This is a genomic window from Sphingomonas sp. STIS6.2 (assembly GCF_000732685.2).
GTDB classification, from domain to species: domain Bacteria; phylum Pseudomonadota; class Alphaproteobacteria; order Sphingomonadales; family Sphingomonadaceae; genus Sphingomonas; species Sphingomonas aerolata.
On record NZ_JPDP02000071.1, the window covers coordinates 22,935 to 40,298 of the forward strand.

Here is a 17,364-nt window from a genome sequence, read left to right on the forward strand (position 1 = left end):
CAATACCCAAATATGACCTCTTCATACGAATGTTGCGAGCATGTTCAGAATAGGCACTATTTCGGTTATCGAGAGCCATCGGCGTTCACCGTGGCGCCGCACATTGGCAGGCCGCCCGCCGACGAATCGTCGCGGGTGACACTTCGGCGGATTGTCATAGGGCCGTACCGCTACCGGTCCGGCGGACAGGCTAGCGTTTGGCGTTCCGCTTGCACGCAAAGGACCGGCGCAGCGCGTCACGGACCACGAAGATCGGTGCGGCCTTGGCCTTCTTCCCCTTGGTGCGCAGATATTTGCGCGTCGTCGCCACCGCGTCGATCGTCGAACCCTTGGTCGCCGAGGGGCAGATCTCGCGCGCCATCGACAGCGTGTCGAACGCGCCGAGGATATAGCCCGTGCAGAAGCTCGGCGCGGGGTCCGCATCCTTGCCGCGGCACTGCGCGATCAGCTCCTCGGTCGTCAGCGCGCTCACCACCACGGGGCGGTCAGCGCGAGCGGGGGTGCGGGCAGGAGTGGGGGCAGCGGCCACCGCAGCGAGCCAGAACAGGATCATGTCGGTTCGCTTTCCGCACCAGGGGTCGCCGCGACCGGCGTCGGCTTCAGATAGGGCAGCAGCCGCGCCCGCGGAAACACGTCGTCGAGCGTCCGGCTCTCGGGCAGGATATACACCACGCCGCCCTTGCGGCGGAACAGCGGGCTCAGCTGGCCGGTGTAGAATTTGCTGCCGACATTGATGCAGCCAAAGCTGATCCGGTTGTCCTCCGGGCTCGGCGACACCAGCCGCTCGACCCGGCGTTCCTTCTTGTGGGTCGTGATCACCGCATGGATCGCGACCGAATTGGCATAGTCGACCCACAGTACCGACTGGCGTCCGAACGCGCGCCCGAACCTGGTGACGAACCGGCCCGCGGGCGTGGTCCGCTCGGCGGGGCCGATCTCGGCCAGATCCTTCGCGCCGACGCCCGGCGACGAATCGTCACCGATCCCGACGCCGAGCAGCACCGGCGTCTGCCCGACATATGCGCCCTTCGCATCGAACAGCAGCAGCGACGCCGCCTGCTTGTCGATCACCGCATAGGGCAGGCCGGCATTGTCCTTCGCCGCCGCGACCCAGGCGACGATCTGGTCCGCGGCCGGCGACAGCAGCGGCAGCGCGAGCGGCACGACCGGGGCAGCCACCGCCGCCCCGCGCCGCGGCTTCGCGCGCGTCTTGCCAGCGGCCTTGCCACCCGCCTTGCCACCAGTCTTCGCGGCGACCTTGGCACCGGCAGCGGCCGCCAGCGGCACCGGCGCGGCGACGAGCGCCAGCGCCAGGCCGGCAAGCGCCGCCGCCCGGTACCGTACCGGTAACGGCCCTCTCATGCGCAAGATCCTCTCACGATGGCGATCCTGCGCGGCGAAAGCCGTCCCGGGTATTGGCATGGAGCAGGGTCAGGCTCAGCCGCGCGGCTTGCGCTGGCGCTGCTGCATCTGCTGCTGCATCTTCTGCTCCATGCCGTCGACGCGACCGTTGATCTGGTCGATCCGCTGGCCGTTCTGCTGCGCCTGGCCGGCTGCGGCCTGGGCCTGGGTCAGCGCCTCGCCCGACGTGCCCTCGACGGTCCGCAGGCGGCCGTCCATGCCGTCGATGCGCGTGTTGACGGTCGCGATCTGCTCGCGGACAAAGCCCTTGGTGGCGCAACCGCCCAGCCCGATCGACCCGATCAGCAGGAGGGCAACCGTCGGATATTTCTGGAGACTCGTACGCATTTTCTTAACCTTTCCAAAAACTGGAACCTGCACTCAGCGATCACAATCGCGCGCTGACAATCGATTTTGGCCAGAATGTGCGTCTTCTGCGGTGGAGCAGGGGGCGGGGTGAATGCCGCCGGTTCGCCGCGCCGCGCGGTTCATCTGCCCGCAACCTTTTGCAGGCCTTGGGCATTATCGCCGCGTCCCTTTTCATAGAGTTCGCCGGCCATGAAACAGATCCTCCCCGTCATCTTCGCGCTCGTGCCCCTCGCCGCGATGGTCGGTGCCTGCGTCACCTGCCCCTGAGCCGCTGGCGTTCCTGCCGCGGACATGAAAAAGGCCCGCCCGGATCGCTCCGGACGGGCCTTTTTCGATTTGGCCAGGAAAGGCGAGGGGGTTAGCCCTGTGCCTCTGCCTCCTGGTCGCGCGGGGCTTCGGCGGTCGCGCCGGGCTCTGCGTTCGGATCGTAATCCTCGACGAAGCCAGCCTCGTCACGCTCGAACATCGACGACATGACGTCGACGCCCTGAGCCTGCATCTCGGCTTCTTCCGGCGACCGGGCGACGTTGACCTTGACGGACACCGACACCTCGGGGTGGAGTGCAACCTTGACGGTGTACACGCCGATCGCCTTGATCGGCTTGTCGAGCACGATCGCCGACTTGCCGACCTTGTGACCATCGGCCACCAGCGCATCGACCAGATCGCGAACCGCGACCGAGCCGTAGAGCTGACCGGTGTTCGACGCCTGACGGATCAGGGTCACGCTCGCGTCGGTGAAGGTCTTCGCTTCGGTCTCGGCATCGGCACGGCGCGATGCGTTGTCCGACTCGATCCGCGCACGGTTCGCTTCGAAAACCTTGCGGTTGGCTTCGTTCGAACGAAGCGCCTTCTTGTTCGGGAGAAGGAAGTTACGGGCATAGCCGTCCTTGACCTTCACCACGTCGCCGATGGCACCGAGCTTTTCGACGCGCTCAAGCAGAATGACGTCCATGGGGGCGCTCCTTACTTAACGATGTAGGGCAGCAGGCCCAGATGACGCGCACGCTTGATGGCCTGGGCCAGTTCGCGCTGCTTCTTTGCGGCCACCGAAGTGATACGCGACGGGACGATCTTGCCACGCTCGGACACGAAGCCCTGCAGCAACCGGACGTCCTTATAGTCAATCCGGGGAGCGTCTTTGGCAGAGAACGGGCAGCTCTTGCGGCGGCGGAAGAATGGACGTGCCATGATTATTCAGCTCCCTCTTCGCGGTCACGACGGGGACCACGGTCCGGACGATCGCCGCGGTCAGGACGGCCTTCACGGCCACCTTCGCGGTCGCCACGACGCTCACGGTCGCGGTCCGACTTGCGCATCATCACGGTCGGGCCCTCTTCGAGCGTGTCGACCTTGACCGTCATGTAACGGATGATGTCTTCGTTGATCTGCGTCTGGCGCTCCAGCTCTGCGATCACGTTGCCCGGGGCATCGATCTCGAGCATCACATAGTGCGCCTTGCGGTTCTTGGCGATCTTGTACGCCAGCGAACGCAGGCCCCAGTTCTCGGTCTTTACGACCCGACCTTCGTTGTCGTTCACGATCTTGGTGGCGATTTCCGCCAGAGCGTCCACCTGCGCCTGTGCCAGATCCTGGCGCGCAAGGAACACGTGCTCGTAAAGAGCCATGTCTTGTCCTTCGTCTTGGCCGATCGCTGATACACGCCCCATGCGTGCACCCCTCCGGCTGTCGTCTAGAATGCAAACCGGGGCAAGGGACGCGAATCCCTCACCCCGGTTGCGATGGCCCTTACCCGATTGGCGGGGAAAGGCAAGGTTGGTTACGACCCTGGCGGTCTGATTACCGGAACGCACCACCACGCACCTGGACCACGTTGCCGCGGCCGTTGACCAGCAGCGCGTCACGACCCGAACGGACCCACTGGCTGCCACGCGGCGGCGCGGCGAGGCGATAGTTGCGATACGTGGTGATCACCCGGTAGTTCTGCGCATAGCGGCGGTCGAACCGCTGGCCGGTGCGGAAATTGCGATACTGGTTCGGGCGGACGGTGGTCCGCTTGGTGACGACGGTGCGGCCATTATTGTTCTGGCGCACGGTGGTCACTTCGCGGCGCTGCTGCGCCTCGGCCGGTGCGGCGGCCAGCAGCGGGCTGGCGACGAGGGTGGCGGCAAGCGCGCTGAGGATGAACTTCTTCATGATACTCTCCCGTTGAAACACGGCGCCGATGCTGCGGCGTCCTCCATAATCTGGGGGCCGCTTGTCGCAGGCGCTTGTCGCAGGGGTCGCGAATTGGTCGCATTTTGTCGCAAACCTGCCGGGTCCGTTCAGGTTCGCGCGGTTGCAACTCGGGCCACACCTTTCTAGTCCGCCCGCTTCAAAGAGGAGAGGTCATGCGCGCGTTCATCTTCCCCGGCCAGGGGAGCCAGTCTGTCGGCATGGGCAAGGCGCTCGCCGACGCCAGCGCCACCGCGCGCGAGGTCTTCGCCGAAGTCGACGAGGCGCTCGGCCAGAATCTGTTCCGGCTGATGAGCGAGGGGCCGGCCGACGACCTCCTCCTCACCGAGAATGCGCAGCCCGCGATCATGGCGAACGCGATCGCCACGCTGCGCGTCGCCGAGAAGGAGGGCGGTCTGCGCCTCGCCGACAAGGCCGACTATGTCGCCGGGCACAGCCTCGGCGAATATACCGCTTTGTGCGCCGCGGGCGCGCTCGACCTGTCGACCACCGCGCGGCTGCTGAAGCTGCGCGGCCGGGCGATGCAGGCAGCGGTGCCGGTGGGCGAGGGCGCGATGGCCGCGCTGCTCGGTACCGACCTCGAAAAGGCGCAGCTGATCGCCGGCGCCGCGGTCGATTCGATCCTCGCCGAGGGCGGGGCCGAGCTGGTCTGCACCGTCGCCAACGACAATGACCCGTCGCAGGTCGTGATCTCGGGCCACCGCCTCGCGATCGAGAAGGCGATCGCGCTCGCCAAGGATCTCGGCGCCAAGCGCGCGGTCCTGCTCCCGGTCTCCGCGCCGTTCCACTGCCCGCTGATGCAGCCGGCCGCCGAGGCGATGGAAGCCGCCCTCCTCGACGCCGACCTCCGCGCGCCGCTGGTGCCGGTGTTCGCCAATGTCGACGCGGTCTCCGTCGCCAACCCCGGCGCGATCCGCCACCTGCTCGTCCAGCAGGTCACCGGCATGGTCCGCTGGCGCGAATCGGTCCTCGCGATGCACGCAGCCGGCGTCGGCCGCTTCGTCGAATTCGGCGGCAAGGTCCTCGCCCCCATGGTAAAACGCACCGCCCCCGACGCCGAAACCACCAGCGTCATCACGATGGACGACATCGAGGATTTCGTGAAGAAGATGTGATCACGCGGAGACGCGGAGCCGCGGAGAGAAGATTTGAGAGAGATCGACCAGATCAGCGGCGATGTGCTCGATCTCTCCGTTCGGATTCACCGTGCTCTGGGTCCGGGACTTCTCGAAAGCGTCTACGAACTGGTGCTGGCGGGTAAGCTCGCCAGTCTGGGTTACCACGTGGCGCGGCAGCGACCGGTAGACATCGAATTCGACGGGACCCGCTTCGAAGCGGCCTTTCGGATCGACCTCCTGGTCGACGAGCGCCTTCTCGTAGAAATCAAATCGGTAGAGCAACTGAACGCCGTCCACGGCAAGCAATTGCTCACCTATCTACGCCTCACCAAACAGCCCGTCGGGCTGCTTATCAACTTCGGTGGCGCGACGCTCAAGGAAGGGGTGCGACGGATCGTCAATGACCATCGCCCCTCCGCGTCTCCGCGTCTCCGCGTGAACCAATCTATTGGAGACTAGAATGTTCGACCTCACAGGCATGACCGCCCTTGTCACCGGCGCATCGGGCGGGATCGGGTCCGAGATCGCCCGGGCCCTCGCCGCACAGGGCGCGCGCCTCGCCATATCCGGCTCAAACGCCGCCAAGCTCGACGCCTTCCTCGCCTCCCTCGGCGGCGATCACGTCGCGCTCCCCTGCGACCTGTCCGACCCCGCCGCGGTCGACGCGCTTGTCCCCCAGGCGGTGGAGAAGCTCGGCAAGATCGACATCCTCGTCAACAATGCCGGCGTCACCCGCGACAATCTCGCGATGCGGATGAAGGACGACGAGTGGGACAGCGTCATCCGCGTCAATCTCGAGGCCGCGTTCCGCCTGATGCGCGCCGCCGCCAAGCCGATGATGAAGGCGCGCTTCGGCCGGATGATCTCGGTCACCTCGATCGTCGGCGTCACCGGCAATCCCGGCCAGGCCAATTACGCCGCGTCGAAGGCGGGGCTGATCGGCATGTCGAAATCGATGGCGCAGGAGCTCGCCAGCCGCGGCATCACCGTCAACTGCGTCGCCCCCGGCTTCATCACCTCGCCGATGACCGACGCGCTCCCCGACGCGCAGAAGACCGCGCTGACGACGAAGATTCCGGCCGGCCGGCTGGGCGAGGGCGCGGACATCGGCGCCGCGATCGTCTATCTCGCCACCCGCGAGGCGGGCTATGTCACCGGGCAGACGCTCCACGTGAATGGCGGGATGGCGATGATCTGACGTCACAGATCCGCGGCATGAGCTGGGCTAACGCCCGGTTTTCGCCCGCAATCGCGCAAAGCGACCCGGCAAGGCGATGAACTGACCCTTGCCACGAAACGGACCCCGTTCTACGGGCGTTCAGGAACTGGTAAAAACCCCCAAAGATAGAGGGAACGAACATGAGCGAGACCGCAGACCGCGTGAAGAAGATCGTCGTCGAGCATCTCGGCGTCGAAGCCGACAAGGTGACCGAAGATGCGAGCTTCATCGACGATCTGGGTGCCGACAGCCTCGACATCGTCGAGCTGGTCATGGCGTTCGAAGAAGAATTCGGCGTCGAGATCCCTGACGACGCGGCCGAGAAGATCGCGACCGTCAAGGACGCGATCACCTATATCGACGAGCACAAGGCCTGATCAGGGCTTGAGGTCCGATCCGTCGGGCTTGCCCTGGTGGCTATGATCTGAGCGGCTCCCCGTCCTTGGGCTAAGAGGGCGGGGAGCCGTTTCGTTTTGGAAGCATGTGGAGTTTGAGGTCATGCGGCGTGTCGTCGTAACCGGGCTAGGCCTGGTCACCCCCCTGGGGGCCGATGTTGAAACGGCTTGGGCGAACATTCTCGCCGGCAAGTCGGGGGCGGGCCCGATCACCCGGTTCGATGCGTCGGACCAGGTCTGTCGCATCGCCTGCGAGGTGAAGCCCGCAAACCATGAATATGGCTTCGATCCCGCCAAGCGCGTCGACCACAAGGTCCAGCGCCAGGTCGATCCCTTCATCATCTACGGCATCGACGCCGCGGGCCAGGCGCTCGAAGACGCCGGCCTGACCGAGATGACGGTCGAGGAAAGCTGGCGTGCGGGCGTGTCGATCGGCTCGGGCATCGGCGGCCTGCCGGGCATCGAGAGCGAATCGATCGTCCTCCACACCAAGGGGCCACGCCGCGTCTCGCCGCACTTCGTCCATGGCCGCCTGATCAACCTGATCTCGGGTCAGGTCTCGATCAAATACGGCCTGCGCGGGCCCAACCACGCGGTCGTCACCGCCTGCTCGACCGGCGCGCATGCGATCGGCGACGCCGCGCGGATGATCGCGATGGACGATGCCGACGTGATGCTCGCGGGCGGCGCGGAGGGCACCGTCTGCCCGCTCGGCATCGCCGGCTTCGCGCAGGCGCGCGCGCTGTCGACCAACTTCAACGATTCGCCCGAAAAGGCCTCGCGTCCCTATGACAAGGACCGCGACGGCTTCGTGATGGGCGAGGGCGCGGGCGTGCTCGTGCTCGAGGAATATGAACACGCCAAGGCGCGCGGCGCGAAGATCTATGCCGAGGTGATCGGCTATGGCCTGTCGGGCGACGCCTATCACGTCACCGCACCGCATCCCGAAGGCGACGGCGCGTTCCGTTCGATGCAGATGGCGATCAGGAAGTCGGGCCTCAAGCTCGAGGACATCGATTACATCAACGCGCACGGCACCTCGACGCCGATGGGCGACGAGCTTGAACTCGGCGCGGTCCGCCGGCTGTTCGGCGATGCGATCTCGGGCCTGTCGATGTCGTCGACCAAGTCGGCGATCGGCCATCTGCTCGGCGGCGCCGGCGCGGTCGAGAGCATCTTCTGCATCCTCGCACTGCGCGACCAGATCGTGCCGCCGACGCTCAACCTCGACAATCCGAGCGACAGCTGCATCGGCGTCGACCTCGTGCCGCACGTCGCCAAGAAGCGCGAAGTCCGCGCGGTGCTGAATAACTCGTTCGGCTTCGGCGGCACCAACGCCTCGCTTGTGATGACGCTGGTAAAGTAACCGCTGCGCCCCGGCGAAGGCCGGGGTCCAGTTGGAATGGTCTATCGATAGAAGCGAGCCGTTCGCCCAACTGGGCCCCGGCCTCCGCCGGGGAACTTTAATGCGCAAGGTCGGCTGTTTCGGAGTGATCCTCGCCCTCGTGGCGATCGTCGCGCTGTTCCTCGTCGTCCAGGGCTGGGGCGGCGCCGGCCCGGCCGCGCGCACGCTCACCGTCCAGGTGCCGCAGGGGTCGAGCCTCGCCGCCGCCGCGACCGAGCTCGAAAAGGCCGGCGCGATCCGCTCCGCCAGCCGCTTCCGCCTCTACGCCCGCATCTTCGGCTCGGGCGATCCGATCAAGGCGGGCGAATACCGCATCCCCGCACAGGCCAGCCCGTCCGACATCCTCAAGCTGATGCAGGGCGGCAAGGTCGTCCAGCGGCTCGTCGCGGTCCCCGAGGGCTATCCCTCGGTCCTCGTCCACGATGCGCTGATGAAGGCCGACGGGCTGACCGGCACCGTGCCCGTCCCCGCCGAAGGCTCGATCCTGCCCGACAGCTATGCGTTCGAGCGCGGCGACACGCGCGCCACGGTCGTCGCGCAGATGCAGTCGGCGATGACCGCCTATCTCGCCAAGGCCTGGGCGGCGCGCAAGCCGGGCATCGCGGTGGCGACCCCCGAACAGGCGATCATCCTCGCCTCGATCGTCGAGAAGGAAACCGGCAAGCCGTCCGAGCGTCGCATGGTCGCCGCGGTCTATGGCAACCGTCTGCGCGTCGGCATGCCGCTCCAGGCGGATCCGACCGTGATCTATCCGATCACCAAGGGCCGCCCGCTCGGCCGCCGCATCCTGCGTTCCGAACTGCAGGCGAAGAACGGCTACAACACCTATGCCAGCCCCGGCCTGCCGCTCGGCCCGATCGCCAATCCCGGCCGCGCCTCGATCGACGCGGTGCTCGACCCGGCGCAGACCCAGGCACTGTATTTCGTCGCGGACGGCACCGGCGGCCATGTCTTCGCCGACACGCTCGACCAGCACAACGCCAACGTCCGCAAATGGTACGCGATCCGCAAGGCCCGCGGCGAGATGTAGCGCGATCGTCACCCCGGCTCCTGCCGGGGTGACGATCCGCACGCTTACCCCCGCAGCGCGTTGGCCGCGCGCGCCTTCATCTCGATCTCGGCCATCGTCCCGCCGGTCACCCAGCTCCCGCCGACGCACAGCACCGGCTTGAACGCCAGCCACTCGGGCGCGCTGGCCTCGGTGATCCCGCCGGTCGGGCAGAACCGCGCCTGGTAGAACGGCGCCGCCAGCGCCTTCAGCGCCTTCAGCCCACCGCTCGCCTCTGCCGGGAAGAACTTGAAATGCGTGAGGCCGAGGTCGAGCCCGGTCATGATGTCCGCCGCATTGGCGATGCCGGGCAGGAACGGCACGCCGCTCTCGATGATCGGCGTCGCGAGCCGCTCGGTCAGGCCGGGCGAGACGATGAACTCGGCACCCGCGTCCATCACTTCGGCGAACTGGCGCGTGTTGACGACGGTGCCCGCGCCGACGATCGCGCCCTCGACCTTCTTCATCTCGGCGATCGCCTCGAGCGCGGCGCCGGTGCGCAGCGTCACCTCGAGCACGCGCAGGCCCCCTGCGACCAGCGCCTCGGCGAGCGGACGCGCGAGCGCCGCGTCCTCGATCACCAGCACCGGGATGACGGCGCTGGTCTGCATGATGTCTGCGATGGTTGCGGTCATTGCGTGTGTTCCTGTGCGAAGGCAGCCGCGGCGCCGAACAGGCCGGGCTGGGGATGGGTGATCAGCTTGACGGGCATCGCCGCCATCATCGTCTGGAACCGGCCCTTGGCGACGAAGCGCTGGTCGAAGCCCGAGCGGACCAGACGGTCCTTGATCCGGAAGCCGAGCCCGCCCGCGATCACCACCGCCTTGGCGCCCTGCGCGAGCGCGAGATCGCCCGCGACCGCGCCGAGCGCGAGGCAGAAGCGGTCGAGCGCTGCGAGCGCGATCGAATCGGTGCCGTCGATCGCCTCGGTCCAGATCGTCCGGTCGTCGCGGCTGGGTACCGAACGCCCCTCCATCTCGGCCAGCGTCTCGTAGATCGCGACGATCCCCGGCCCGGCGACGACGCGCTCGGCCGACACGCGCGTGAAGGTCTTGCGCAGTCGCTTGAGCAGCGCATCCTCGATCCCGTCGAGCGGGGCGAAGTCCATGTGACCGCCCTCGGTCTCGAGCACCTGGTACCGGTCGCGGTGCCGCAGCAGCTGCGCGACGCCCAGGCCGGTGCCCGGCCCGCAGATCGTCGTGATCCCCTCGGACGGCAGCGGCGTGTCGGGGCCGCACAGATGGATGAAGTCGCTGTCGGGAACCTGCGCGACGGCATGGCCGACCGCACCGAAATCATTGACGACGACCCACTGGTCCGCGTTCAGCCGCTCGGTGATCAGCGACTTGCGGATGATCCACGGATTGTTGGTCAGCCGGATCACGTCGTTGGCGACCGGCGACGCGACCGCGATGCCCAGCGCGCGGGGCAGGGGCCGTCCCAGCCCCGCCTCGAACGCCTGATAGGCGGTCTGCAGCGACGCATGGTCGGCGGTCTTCATCGTCACCGGCTCGCCCAGCTTGACGACGCGGCCATTCTCGACCTCGGCAATCGCAAAGCGCGCATGCGTCCCGCCGATATCTGCCGCTACGATTTCCATTGGTCTCTCCCGATCCTTGATCTCTTATCGCCGTTCGTCCTGAGCGAAGTCGAAGGACATCGCCCGGAACGAACGGTTCGCGCGGGCTCTAAAGCCCCGCGCCCGCCAGCATCGCCGACGCGCCCTTTTCGGCCTCGTCGGCCAGCCCGCGGAACATGCCGAACAGCTCGCGACCCATGCCGCTGACCGCGGGGGGCAGCGTCACCATCTCACGCGTCGCCCACACGTCCGCATCGACCAGCGCCTCGAGCGTGCCGTTGACCGCATCGACGCGGATCATGTCGCCGTCGCGGATCAGCCCGATCGCGCCGTCGAGCAGGGCCTCCGGCGAGCAATGGATCGCGCACGGCACCTTGCCGCTCGCACCCGACATGCGGCCATCGGTGACCAGCGCCACCTTGAACCCGCGATTCTGCAGCACGCCCAGCGGCGGGGTCAGCTTGTGCAGCTCGGGCATGCCGTTCGCGCGCGGCCCCTGGAAGCGGACGACGACGACGACGTCCTTTTCCAGCTCGCCGAGCTTGAACGCCTCGATCACGTCGAGCTGGTCGTCGAACACCATCGCGGGTGCCTCGACGATCCAGCGCTCGCGCTCGACCGCGGACACCTTGATGCACGCGCGGCCAATATTGCCCGCGAGGATCCGCATGCCGCCATCCGCCGAGAACGGCGCAGTCGCGGGGCGCAGGATCGTCTCGTCACCGCTGTCGGGCGTGTCGCGCCACTCGAGCGCGCCGTCCGCGACGACCGCGGTCTTGGCATAGGCCGACAGGTCCTGCCCGCCGATCGTCATGATGTCGCCGTGGAGCAGCCCTTCGCCCAGCAGTTCGCGGATCACATAGGGCATGCCGCCCGCCGCCTCGAACGCGTTCACGTCCGCCGAACCGTTGGGATAACGCGCGCGATCAACGGCACCGCGGCCGACAGGCGATCGAAATCCTCCCAGTCGATCACGATCCCCGCCGCACGCGCGATCGCGGGGACGTGGAGCAGATGGTTGGTCGACCCGCCCGTCGCGAGCAGGCCGACCGCCGCATTGACGATCGCGCGCTCATCGACGCAGCGGCCGAGCGGCCGGTAATCGTCGCCGCGCGCCCCGATTTTCGCGAGCCTATGGACTGCCGCGCGCGTCAGTTCCTGGCGCAGCTTGGTGCCCGGATTGACGAACGCCGCGCCCGGCATGTGGAGGCCCATGACCTCCATCATCATCTGGTTGGTGTTGGCGGTGCCGTAGAAGGTGCAGGTACCCTTCGAATGATAGGCGCCGATCTCGGCCTCGAGCAGTTCCTCGCGCCCGACCAGGCCCTCGGCGAACTTCTCGCGCACCGCGGCCTTGGCCTTGTTGGGCAGCCCGGTCGGCATCGGCCCGCCCGGGATCAGCACCATCGGCAGATGCCCGAAGCGCAGCGCGCCCATCAGCAGTCCCGGTACGATCTTGTCGCAGATGCCGAGCAGTGCCGCGCCCTCGAACGTGCCGTGGCTCAGCGCGATCGCCGTGCTCAGCGCGATCGTGTCGCGGCTGAACAGCGACAGCTCCATCCCCGGATAGCCCTGCGTCACGCCGTCGCACATCGCAGGCACGCCGCCCGCGACCTGCGCGGTGGCACCGGCCTCGCGCGCCCAGACCTTCATCAGTTCGGGATAGCGGTAATAGACCGCATGCGCCGACAGCATGTCGTTATACGCCGTCACGATGCCGATGTTCATGCCGGCATCGGCCTTCATCGCATCGCGGTCCTCCTCGGTCCCCGCATAGGCGTGCGCGAGGTTCGCACAGCCCAGCGACGGCCGGCGCACCTGCGCCTCGCCCTCGCGGTCGATCAGCGCGAGATAGGCGGCGCGGCTGTCGCGCGACCGTTCGATGATCCGGTCGGTGACCGCGGAGACGACGGCGTTCAGCATCTCAGGCGGCCCAGTGGATGTCGACGGGCAGCTCGACCTCGGCCAGCACGCGCCCGATCGGATATTTGGACGACGGACCCTGCTCGATCGCCTGTTCGAGCAGCGTCTTCTTCTCCTCGCCGGTGATCATGATCATCAGCGCCTTGGACGACGCGATCGCCGCCGCGGACAGGGTGACGCGCGCGACCGGCGCCTCGGGCGGCAGCGGCTCGGGCATCACGCCCACCGCGCGGCGTTCCTTGGGACCGCTCAGCGCCTCGTCGAAATCGGGGCCGGGGAAGATCGACGCGGTATGGCCGTCGGTGCCCATGCCGAGCAGGCAGAAGTCGAGCGGCCAGTGCAGGTCCTGCATCAGCGCATCCGCCGAGCGGCCAGCGGCCTTGTAGTCGGAGATCGCATCGGGGACGATCGGCTTCACCCGCGCACCCTTGGGCAGGAAGATCTTGGCGAGCGCGGTGACGTTCGACATCGGATCGCCCAGCTTCACGATCCGCTCGTCACCGGGGATGATCGTGACCTTCTTCCAGTCGAGCTTGGCCTGGGCGAGCTTCTCATACGCCGCCATCGGCGTCTTGCCGCCCGCCAGCGCGATCACCGCCGAGCCGCGCGCGTCGAGCGCGCTCTCGATGACGAACTGGATGTCGCCGGCAACCGCGGCTGCGAGCTCCTCGGTGTCCTCGTAATCCCACCATTCGATCTCGGTCATATGCTCAAACTCACTTAGAAATTAGTGTTCGTGCCCAACAGTTCAGGTCGTGTCCGCCAGTCCCGTTCGCACCCAGCAGTCCCGTTCCTACTCAGCGGCCCGTTCGTACCAACCAGTCCCGTTCGTACCGAGTAGGGATCGAGCGAAGCCGAGAGCCCGTATCGAGGTACAATGCCACAACCGGGCCGATCCCTCGATACGCCATCTCGACAAGCTCGACGGCTACTCGGGACGAACGGAGGAAAACATGCTCAGTCGTCCTGCCAGGTCACGCCGTCGCGCTCGGTCAGCGCGATCGCGGCGGACGGGCCCCAGCTGCCCGACGGATAGCTTTTGGGCTTCATTCCGTTCGCTTTCCAGCCCTCGCGGATCGCATCGATCCAGGTCCACTGCGCCTCGACCTCGTCGCGCCGCACGAACAGCGTCTGGTCGCCCTCGATCAGGTCGAGCAGCAGCCGCTCATAGGCGATGCGCCGGCGCGTACCCGCAAACTCGGCGTCGAGGCTGAGGTTGAGCGGCACCTCGCGCAGCCGCACGCCCTCGCGGTCGAGCCCCGGTTCCTTCGCCATCACCAGCAGCTGGACATGCTCTTCGGGCTGCAGGCGGATGATCAGCATGTTGGGCTGGAGCAGCCCGCCGCGGCCTGCGAACATCGAATGCGGCACCGCCTTGAACTGGATCGCGATCTCGCTGCCGCGTGCCGCCATGCGCTTGCCGGTGCGCAGGTAGAAGGGCACGCCCTGCCAGCGCCAGTTGTCGACATGCGCCTTGATCGCGACGAACGTCTCGGTGGTCGACGTCTGGCCGAGCTCCTCCGAATAGCTCTTCACGAACTTCCCGTTGACCGCGCCCTCGGCATATTGCCCGGTCACGGTGACGTGCGGCGCCTCTTCGGGCTTGATCAGCCGGAGCGATCGGAACACCTTCGACTTCTCGTCGCGCACGTCAGTGCCCTCGAACCGCGCCGGCGGCTCCATCGCGATCAGCGCGAGCAGCTGCAGGATATGGTTCTGCACCATGTCGCGCAGCGCGCCCGCGCTCTCGTAATAGCCCGCGCGTTCTTCCAGCCCGACCGTCTCGGAGATCGTGATCTGGACGTTGTCGATCCCCTGCGCATTCCACACCGGCTCGAAGAACGAGTTGCCGAAGCGCAGCGCCAGGATATTCTGGACGGTTTCCTTGCCCAGATAATGATCGATCCGGTAGGTCCGGTTCTCAGGAAACGCCTTGGCGACCGCGTCGTTGATCTCGCGGCTCGTCGGCAGGTCATAGCCCAGCGGCTTCTCGAGCCCGACGCGGACCGTCTCGCCCGCCAGCCCGACCTTGTGCAGCCCCTCGATCGCCGATTCGAACAGCGACGGCGCGGTCGACAGATAGATGGCGAGCCCGCCCGAAATGTCGCCGATCTTGTCCGCCAGCGGCTGGAAGCTCGCCGGATCGGACAGGTCGGTCGGCTGGTAATGCACGCGCTCGAGGAACGCGTCGATCGTCCCCGCATCCTTGCGATCGTCCTTCAGATACTCGTCGAGCGCGGCTCTCGCGAAGGTGCGATACGCCGCGTCGTCGTGATCGTGACGCGCCGCGCCGGTGATCGTCAGCCCCTCGGGCAGCAGCCCGTCGGCGTGCAGGCCATAGAGCGAGGGCAACAGCATCCGCTGCGCGAGATCGCCGGTGGCGCCGAACAGGAGCAGCTTGGCTACGGGATTACGGTGCATGAGAGCTCCTGGGTCAGTCGGTCTTACGAAACCAGACCGGCGACCGGGTCGACCCCGGCCATGATGTTGAGGTTCTGGACCGCGGCGCCGCCGGCGCCCTTGCCCAGATTGTCGAGTGTCGCGACCAGCCGCGCGTGACCGGTCGCATCGTTGCCGCAGACGCGCAACGTCAACCGGTCGGTTCCGGCATTTTCCTCGATGGCGATCGCCGCCGCATCGCCCGCCGCCACGGTCACGAGCGCCGCGCCGTCATAGGCTTGCCGCAGCACGTCCTCGACCGCGGCCAGCGTCGGCCGGCCGGGCAGGGCATGAAGGTGCAACGGCACCTCGACGACCATCCCCCGATAGGTGTTGGCGACTGCGGGCGCGAAGATCGGCGCATGCGTCAGCGCGGCATGCTGCGTCATCTCGGCGATATGCTTGTGCGCAAGGCCCAGCGCATAGGCGCGGAACGCGGTCGGGGTGGCGCCGGCCCCCTCGAACTCCGCGATCATCGCCTTGCCGCCGCCCGAATAGCCCGATGTCGCGTTGACGCTCAGCGGATGGCCCGCCGGCAGCAGCCCGGCGGCGACCAGCGGCGCGACGAGCGCGAGGAAGCCGGTCGGGTAACAGCCGGGGTTGGACACGCGCGTCGCCGCGGCGATCCGCGCGGCCTGGCCCGGCAGCTCGGCGAACCCATAGGTCCAGCCCGGCGCGACGCGGTGTGCGCTCGACGCGTCGATCACCCGCGTGCGGTCATTGTCGATCAGCGCGACCGCTTCGCGTGCGGCATCGTCAGGCAGGCAGAGGATGACGAAATCGGCATCGTTGAGCGCCGCGCGCCGCGCCGCGGGATCCTTGCGGTTCGCCTCGTCGAGCAAGGCGATCTGGATGTCGGACCGCCCGGCGAGCCGGTCGCGGATCTCGAGCCCGGTGGTGCCTGCCGCACCGTCGATGAACACCGTCGCGGTCATGCCGCCACCGCCTTGCCGTCCGGCAGGTCGAGCGCGTCGATCTCGACATAGCCGACAAGGCCGTGCGGCTGCGCGACGCCCCAGGCGGACGATCCCGCAATCTCGAGCACTTCGATCGTGTCGCCGACCGCCAGCGCGGTGACCGGCTCGCTCGCCGCGTCACGGCCCGCGCGCAGCGTCGCGGTGCGCGCGACCAGCCGGACCATCGGCACTGCGTAGTGCGGCGCGAAGACATGCTCGGCGAGGCGGATGTCGGCAATGTCGCGGCGGACCGCGTGCGTGCGCAGGTCGAGATCGACCGAACGCCCGGTCAGCGCGAAACTCTGGCGACGCGAGTCGGCAGAATCACGCGGCTGAATGACGCCGTCAGGCTGTCGCGGCGCGGGGCGCGGCGTCGTTATCGCCGATGAACTGCCCGAATTCTTCAAGAAAATCTGCCCCTTCACTCGTCCGCGCGACGAAGATGTTGCGCTTGTCGCTATCGTCGCGTTGCCGGCGCAGATAGCCGAGGGCACCCAATCTGTTCAAGGCGCGCGTGACGACCGGCTTCGATACGTTCAGTGCACGCGCCAGACCGCGCACCGTATGCGGGCCGGGTTTGAGATAGACGAGCAGCAAAAGCGCCATCTGGCGATTGGTCAGATCCGGTTCACCCGAACGGACATAATCGACCAGAGCCGTCATCCACGTCGATAGAGTATTGACTGCCATTGATGCCACAGCGTTGATCCGCCATCTGAATTTCAGGGTCTACGTCCCGTTAAGGAACGTCATTACGCTGTCACAACGCCCGCCCGCACGGCTTGTTTCCGTGTGTTTCGGTGTCGTGTGCGATATCCGGAGCCCGGGATGCGGTTGATCGTTGCCGCCGGCTCGCCTATGTGCGCGGCTTCGTAAAAGTTCCGGGGTTTTCCGCGCAATGTTCGCCTTCCTGCTTGTCATCCACGCGATCATCGCGGCCGCCCTCGTCACCGTGATCCTCATGCAGCGGTCGGAAGGCGGCGGTCTGGGCATGGGCGGCAGTCCCTCGGGGCTGATGTCGGCCCGCGGCGCCGCCGATTTCCTGACGCGCGCAACGGGCGTACTCGGGACGATGTTCGTGCTGTTCTCGATCCTGCTCGCGATCCTCGCGGCGAATCACCGCAGCACCGACATCGACACGTCGCTCGCCCGCACGCCCGCCGCCGCCGCCACCGCGGTTCCGACCGCGGAGCCCAAGGGCGATGCGGCACCGTTCGCCGGTGGTGCAGAGAATGCCGGCGCCGCCGCACCGGCACCCGCCGACAATGGCGCGGTCCCGCTCGCCCGCTAAACACTCCATTCGCCGACAAAAGCGC

21 protein-coding genes and 1 pseudogene are annotated in these 17,364 nt (G+C 67.2%); 7 read left to right on the forward strand and 15 right to left on the reverse strand.

What is annotated here, in order from left to right:
* Positions 1–190 precede the first annotated feature (190 nt).
* The 7 genes from sphst_RS11420 to sphst_RS11450 form a co-directional block, all read right to left on the reverse strand.
* Positions 191–553, reverse strand: a complete 363-nt coding sequence (locus sphst_RS11420; RefSeq protein WP_031393653.1) for a Rap1a/Tai family immunity protein — start codon at positions 551–553, stop codon at positions 191–193.
* Entirely contained in the window at positions 550–1,362 is an 813-nt protein-coding gene (locus sphst_RS11425) for a hypothetical protein (protein WP_107045557.1), read from the reverse strand. The genes sphst_RS11420 and sphst_RS11425 overlap by 4 nt, the downstream gene beginning before the upstream one ends.
* Positions 1,363–1,437: 75 nt before the next feature.
* On the reverse strand, positions 1,438–1,749 hold the full coding sequence (locus sphst_RS11430) for a hypothetical protein (protein WP_031393980.1): 312 nt from the start codon (positions 1,747–1,749) through the stop codon (positions 1,438–1,440).
* Positions 1,750–2,128: 379 nt separating this feature from the next.
* A complete protein-coding gene (gene rplI / locus sphst_RS11435) occupies positions 2,129–2,725 on the reverse strand; it encodes a 50S ribosomal protein L9 (RefSeq protein ID WP_031393979.1) in 597 nt (198 codons plus the stop codon).
* Between the two features lie 11 nt (positions 2,726–2,736).
* Positions 2,737–2,961 (reverse strand): 30S ribosomal protein S18, encoded by a 225-nt coding sequence (rpsR, locus tag sphst_RS11440; RefSeq protein WP_031393978.1) that lies wholly within the window; start codon positions 2,959–2,961, stop codon positions 2,737–2,739.
* Between the two features lie 2 nt (positions 2,962–2,963).
* Positions 2,964–3,398 carry a 30S ribosomal protein S6 gene (rpsF, locus tag sphst_RS11445; protein ID WP_031393977.1) on the reverse strand — a complete coding sequence of 145 codons (435 nt, stop codon included), beginning with the start codon at positions 3,396–3,398 and terminating at the stop codon, positions 2,964–2,966.
* 172 nt (positions 3,399–3,570) lie between these two features.
* Entirely contained in the window at positions 3,571–3,927 is a 357-nt protein-coding gene (locus sphst_RS11450) for an RcnB family protein (protein ID WP_031393976.1), read from the reverse strand.
* A 194-nt stretch (positions 3,928–4,121) separates the two neighbouring features.
* Between sphst_RS11450 and fabD the strand changes: the two genes are divergently transcribed.
* The 6 genes from fabD to mltG all read left to right on the forward strand — a co-directional run bounded on the left by fabD (position 4,122) and on the right by mltG (position 9,133).
* Positions 4,122–5,081 carry an ACP S-malonyltransferase gene (gene fabD / locus sphst_RS11455; protein ID WP_056405616.1) on the forward strand — a complete coding sequence of 320 codons (960 nt, stop codon included), beginning with the start codon at positions 4,122–4,124 and terminating at the stop codon, positions 5,079–5,081.
* Between the two features lie 33 nt (positions 5,082–5,114).
* A complete protein-coding gene (locus sphst_RS11460) occupies positions 5,115–5,543 on the forward strand; it encodes a GxxExxY protein (RefSeq protein WP_031393973.1) in 429 nt (142 codons plus the stop codon).
* A gap of 1 nt (position 5,544) precedes the next feature.
* Positions 5,545–6,282 (forward strand): 3-oxoacyl-[acyl-carrier-protein] reductase, encoded by a 738-nt coding sequence (fabG, locus tag sphst_RS11465; RefSeq protein WP_031393972.1) that lies wholly within the window; start codon positions 5,545–5,547, stop codon positions 6,280–6,282.
* A gap of 161 nt (positions 6,283–6,443) precedes the next feature.
* A complete protein-coding gene (locus sphst_RS11470; RefSeq protein ID WP_031393971.1) occupies positions 6,444–6,680 on the forward strand; it encodes an acyl carrier protein in 237 nt (78 codons plus the stop codon).
* A gap of 121 nt (positions 6,681–6,801) precedes the next feature.
* Entirely contained in the window at positions 6,802–8,064 is a 1,263-nt protein-coding gene (gene fabF / locus sphst_RS11475) for a beta-ketoacyl-ACP synthase II (RefSeq protein WP_031393970.1), read from the forward strand.
* Positions 8,065–8,164: 100 nt separating this feature from the next.
* Complete coding sequence (gene mltG / locus sphst_RS11480) at positions 8,165–9,133, forward strand: endolytic transglycosylase MltG (RefSeq protein ID WP_031440819.1); 969 nt, start codon at positions 8,165–8,167, stop codon at positions 9,131–9,133.
* A 44-nt stretch (positions 9,134–9,177) separates the two neighbouring features.
* On the opposite strand, the gene eda is transcribed toward mltG, so the two are convergent.
* The 8 genes and pseudogenes from eda to sphst_RS11520 all read right to left on the reverse strand — a co-directional run bounded on the left by eda (position 9,178) and on the right by sphst_RS11520 (position 16,711).
* A complete protein-coding gene (gene eda / locus sphst_RS11485; RefSeq protein ID WP_031440818.1) occupies positions 9,178–9,786 on the reverse strand; it encodes a bifunctional 4-hydroxy-2-oxoglutarate aldolase/2-dehydro-3-deoxy-phosphogluconate aldolase in 609 nt (202 codons plus the stop codon).
* Positions 9,783–10,751, reverse strand: coding sequence for a glucokinase (glk, locus tag sphst_RS11490; RefSeq protein ID WP_031396123.1), 969 nt, complete (start codon positions 10,749–10,751; stop codon positions 9,783–9,785). Before glk ends, eda begins: the two co-directional genes overlap by 4 nt.
* 88 nt (positions 10,752–10,839) lie before the next feature.
* Positions 10,840–12,653, reverse strand: a pseudogene (gene edd, locus sphst_RS11495) (phosphogluconate dehydratase).
* A gap of 1 nt (position 12,654) precedes the next feature.
* Positions 12,655–13,359 (reverse strand): 6-phosphogluconolactonase, encoded by a 705-nt coding sequence (gene pgl, locus sphst_RS11500; protein ID WP_031396120.1) that lies wholly within the window; start codon positions 13,357–13,359, stop codon positions 12,655–12,657.
* A 251-nt stretch (positions 13,360–13,610) separates the two neighbouring features.
* Positions 13,611–15,074, reverse strand: coding sequence for a glucose-6-phosphate dehydrogenase (zwf, locus tag sphst_RS11505; RefSeq protein WP_037528659.1), 1,464 nt, complete (start codon positions 15,072–15,074; stop codon positions 13,611–13,613).
* A 23-nt stretch (positions 15,075–15,097) separates the two neighbouring features.
* Positions 15,098–16,027 carry an N-acetyl-gamma-glutamyl-phosphate reductase gene (argC, locus tag sphst_RS11510; RefSeq protein WP_107045558.1) on the reverse strand — a complete coding sequence of 310 codons (930 nt, stop codon included), beginning with the start codon at positions 16,025–16,027 and terminating at the stop codon, positions 15,098–15,100.
* Positions 16,024–16,455, reverse strand: a complete 432-nt coding sequence (locus sphst_RS11515; protein ID WP_234387592.1) for a hypothetical protein — start codon at positions 16,453–16,455, stop codon at positions 16,024–16,026. Before sphst_RS11515 ends, argC begins: the two co-directional genes overlap by 4 nt.
* Positions 16,394–16,711, reverse strand: a complete 318-nt coding sequence (locus tag sphst_RS11520) for a MarR family transcriptional regulator (protein WP_031395049.1) — start codon at positions 16,709–16,711, stop codon at positions 16,394–16,396. The genes sphst_RS11515 and sphst_RS11520 overlap by 62 nt, the downstream gene beginning before the upstream one ends.
* 235 nt (positions 16,712–16,946) lie before the next feature.
* On the opposite strand from sphst_RS11520, the gene secG reads away from it, so the two are divergent.
* Positions 16,947–17,339: a preprotein translocase subunit SecG gene (secG, locus tag sphst_RS11525; RefSeq protein WP_031395050.1), complete on the forward strand. Its 393-nt coding sequence runs from the start codon at positions 16,947–16,949 to the stop codon at positions 17,337–17,339.
* The last annotated feature ends 25 nt before the right edge of the window (positions 17,340–17,364 follow it).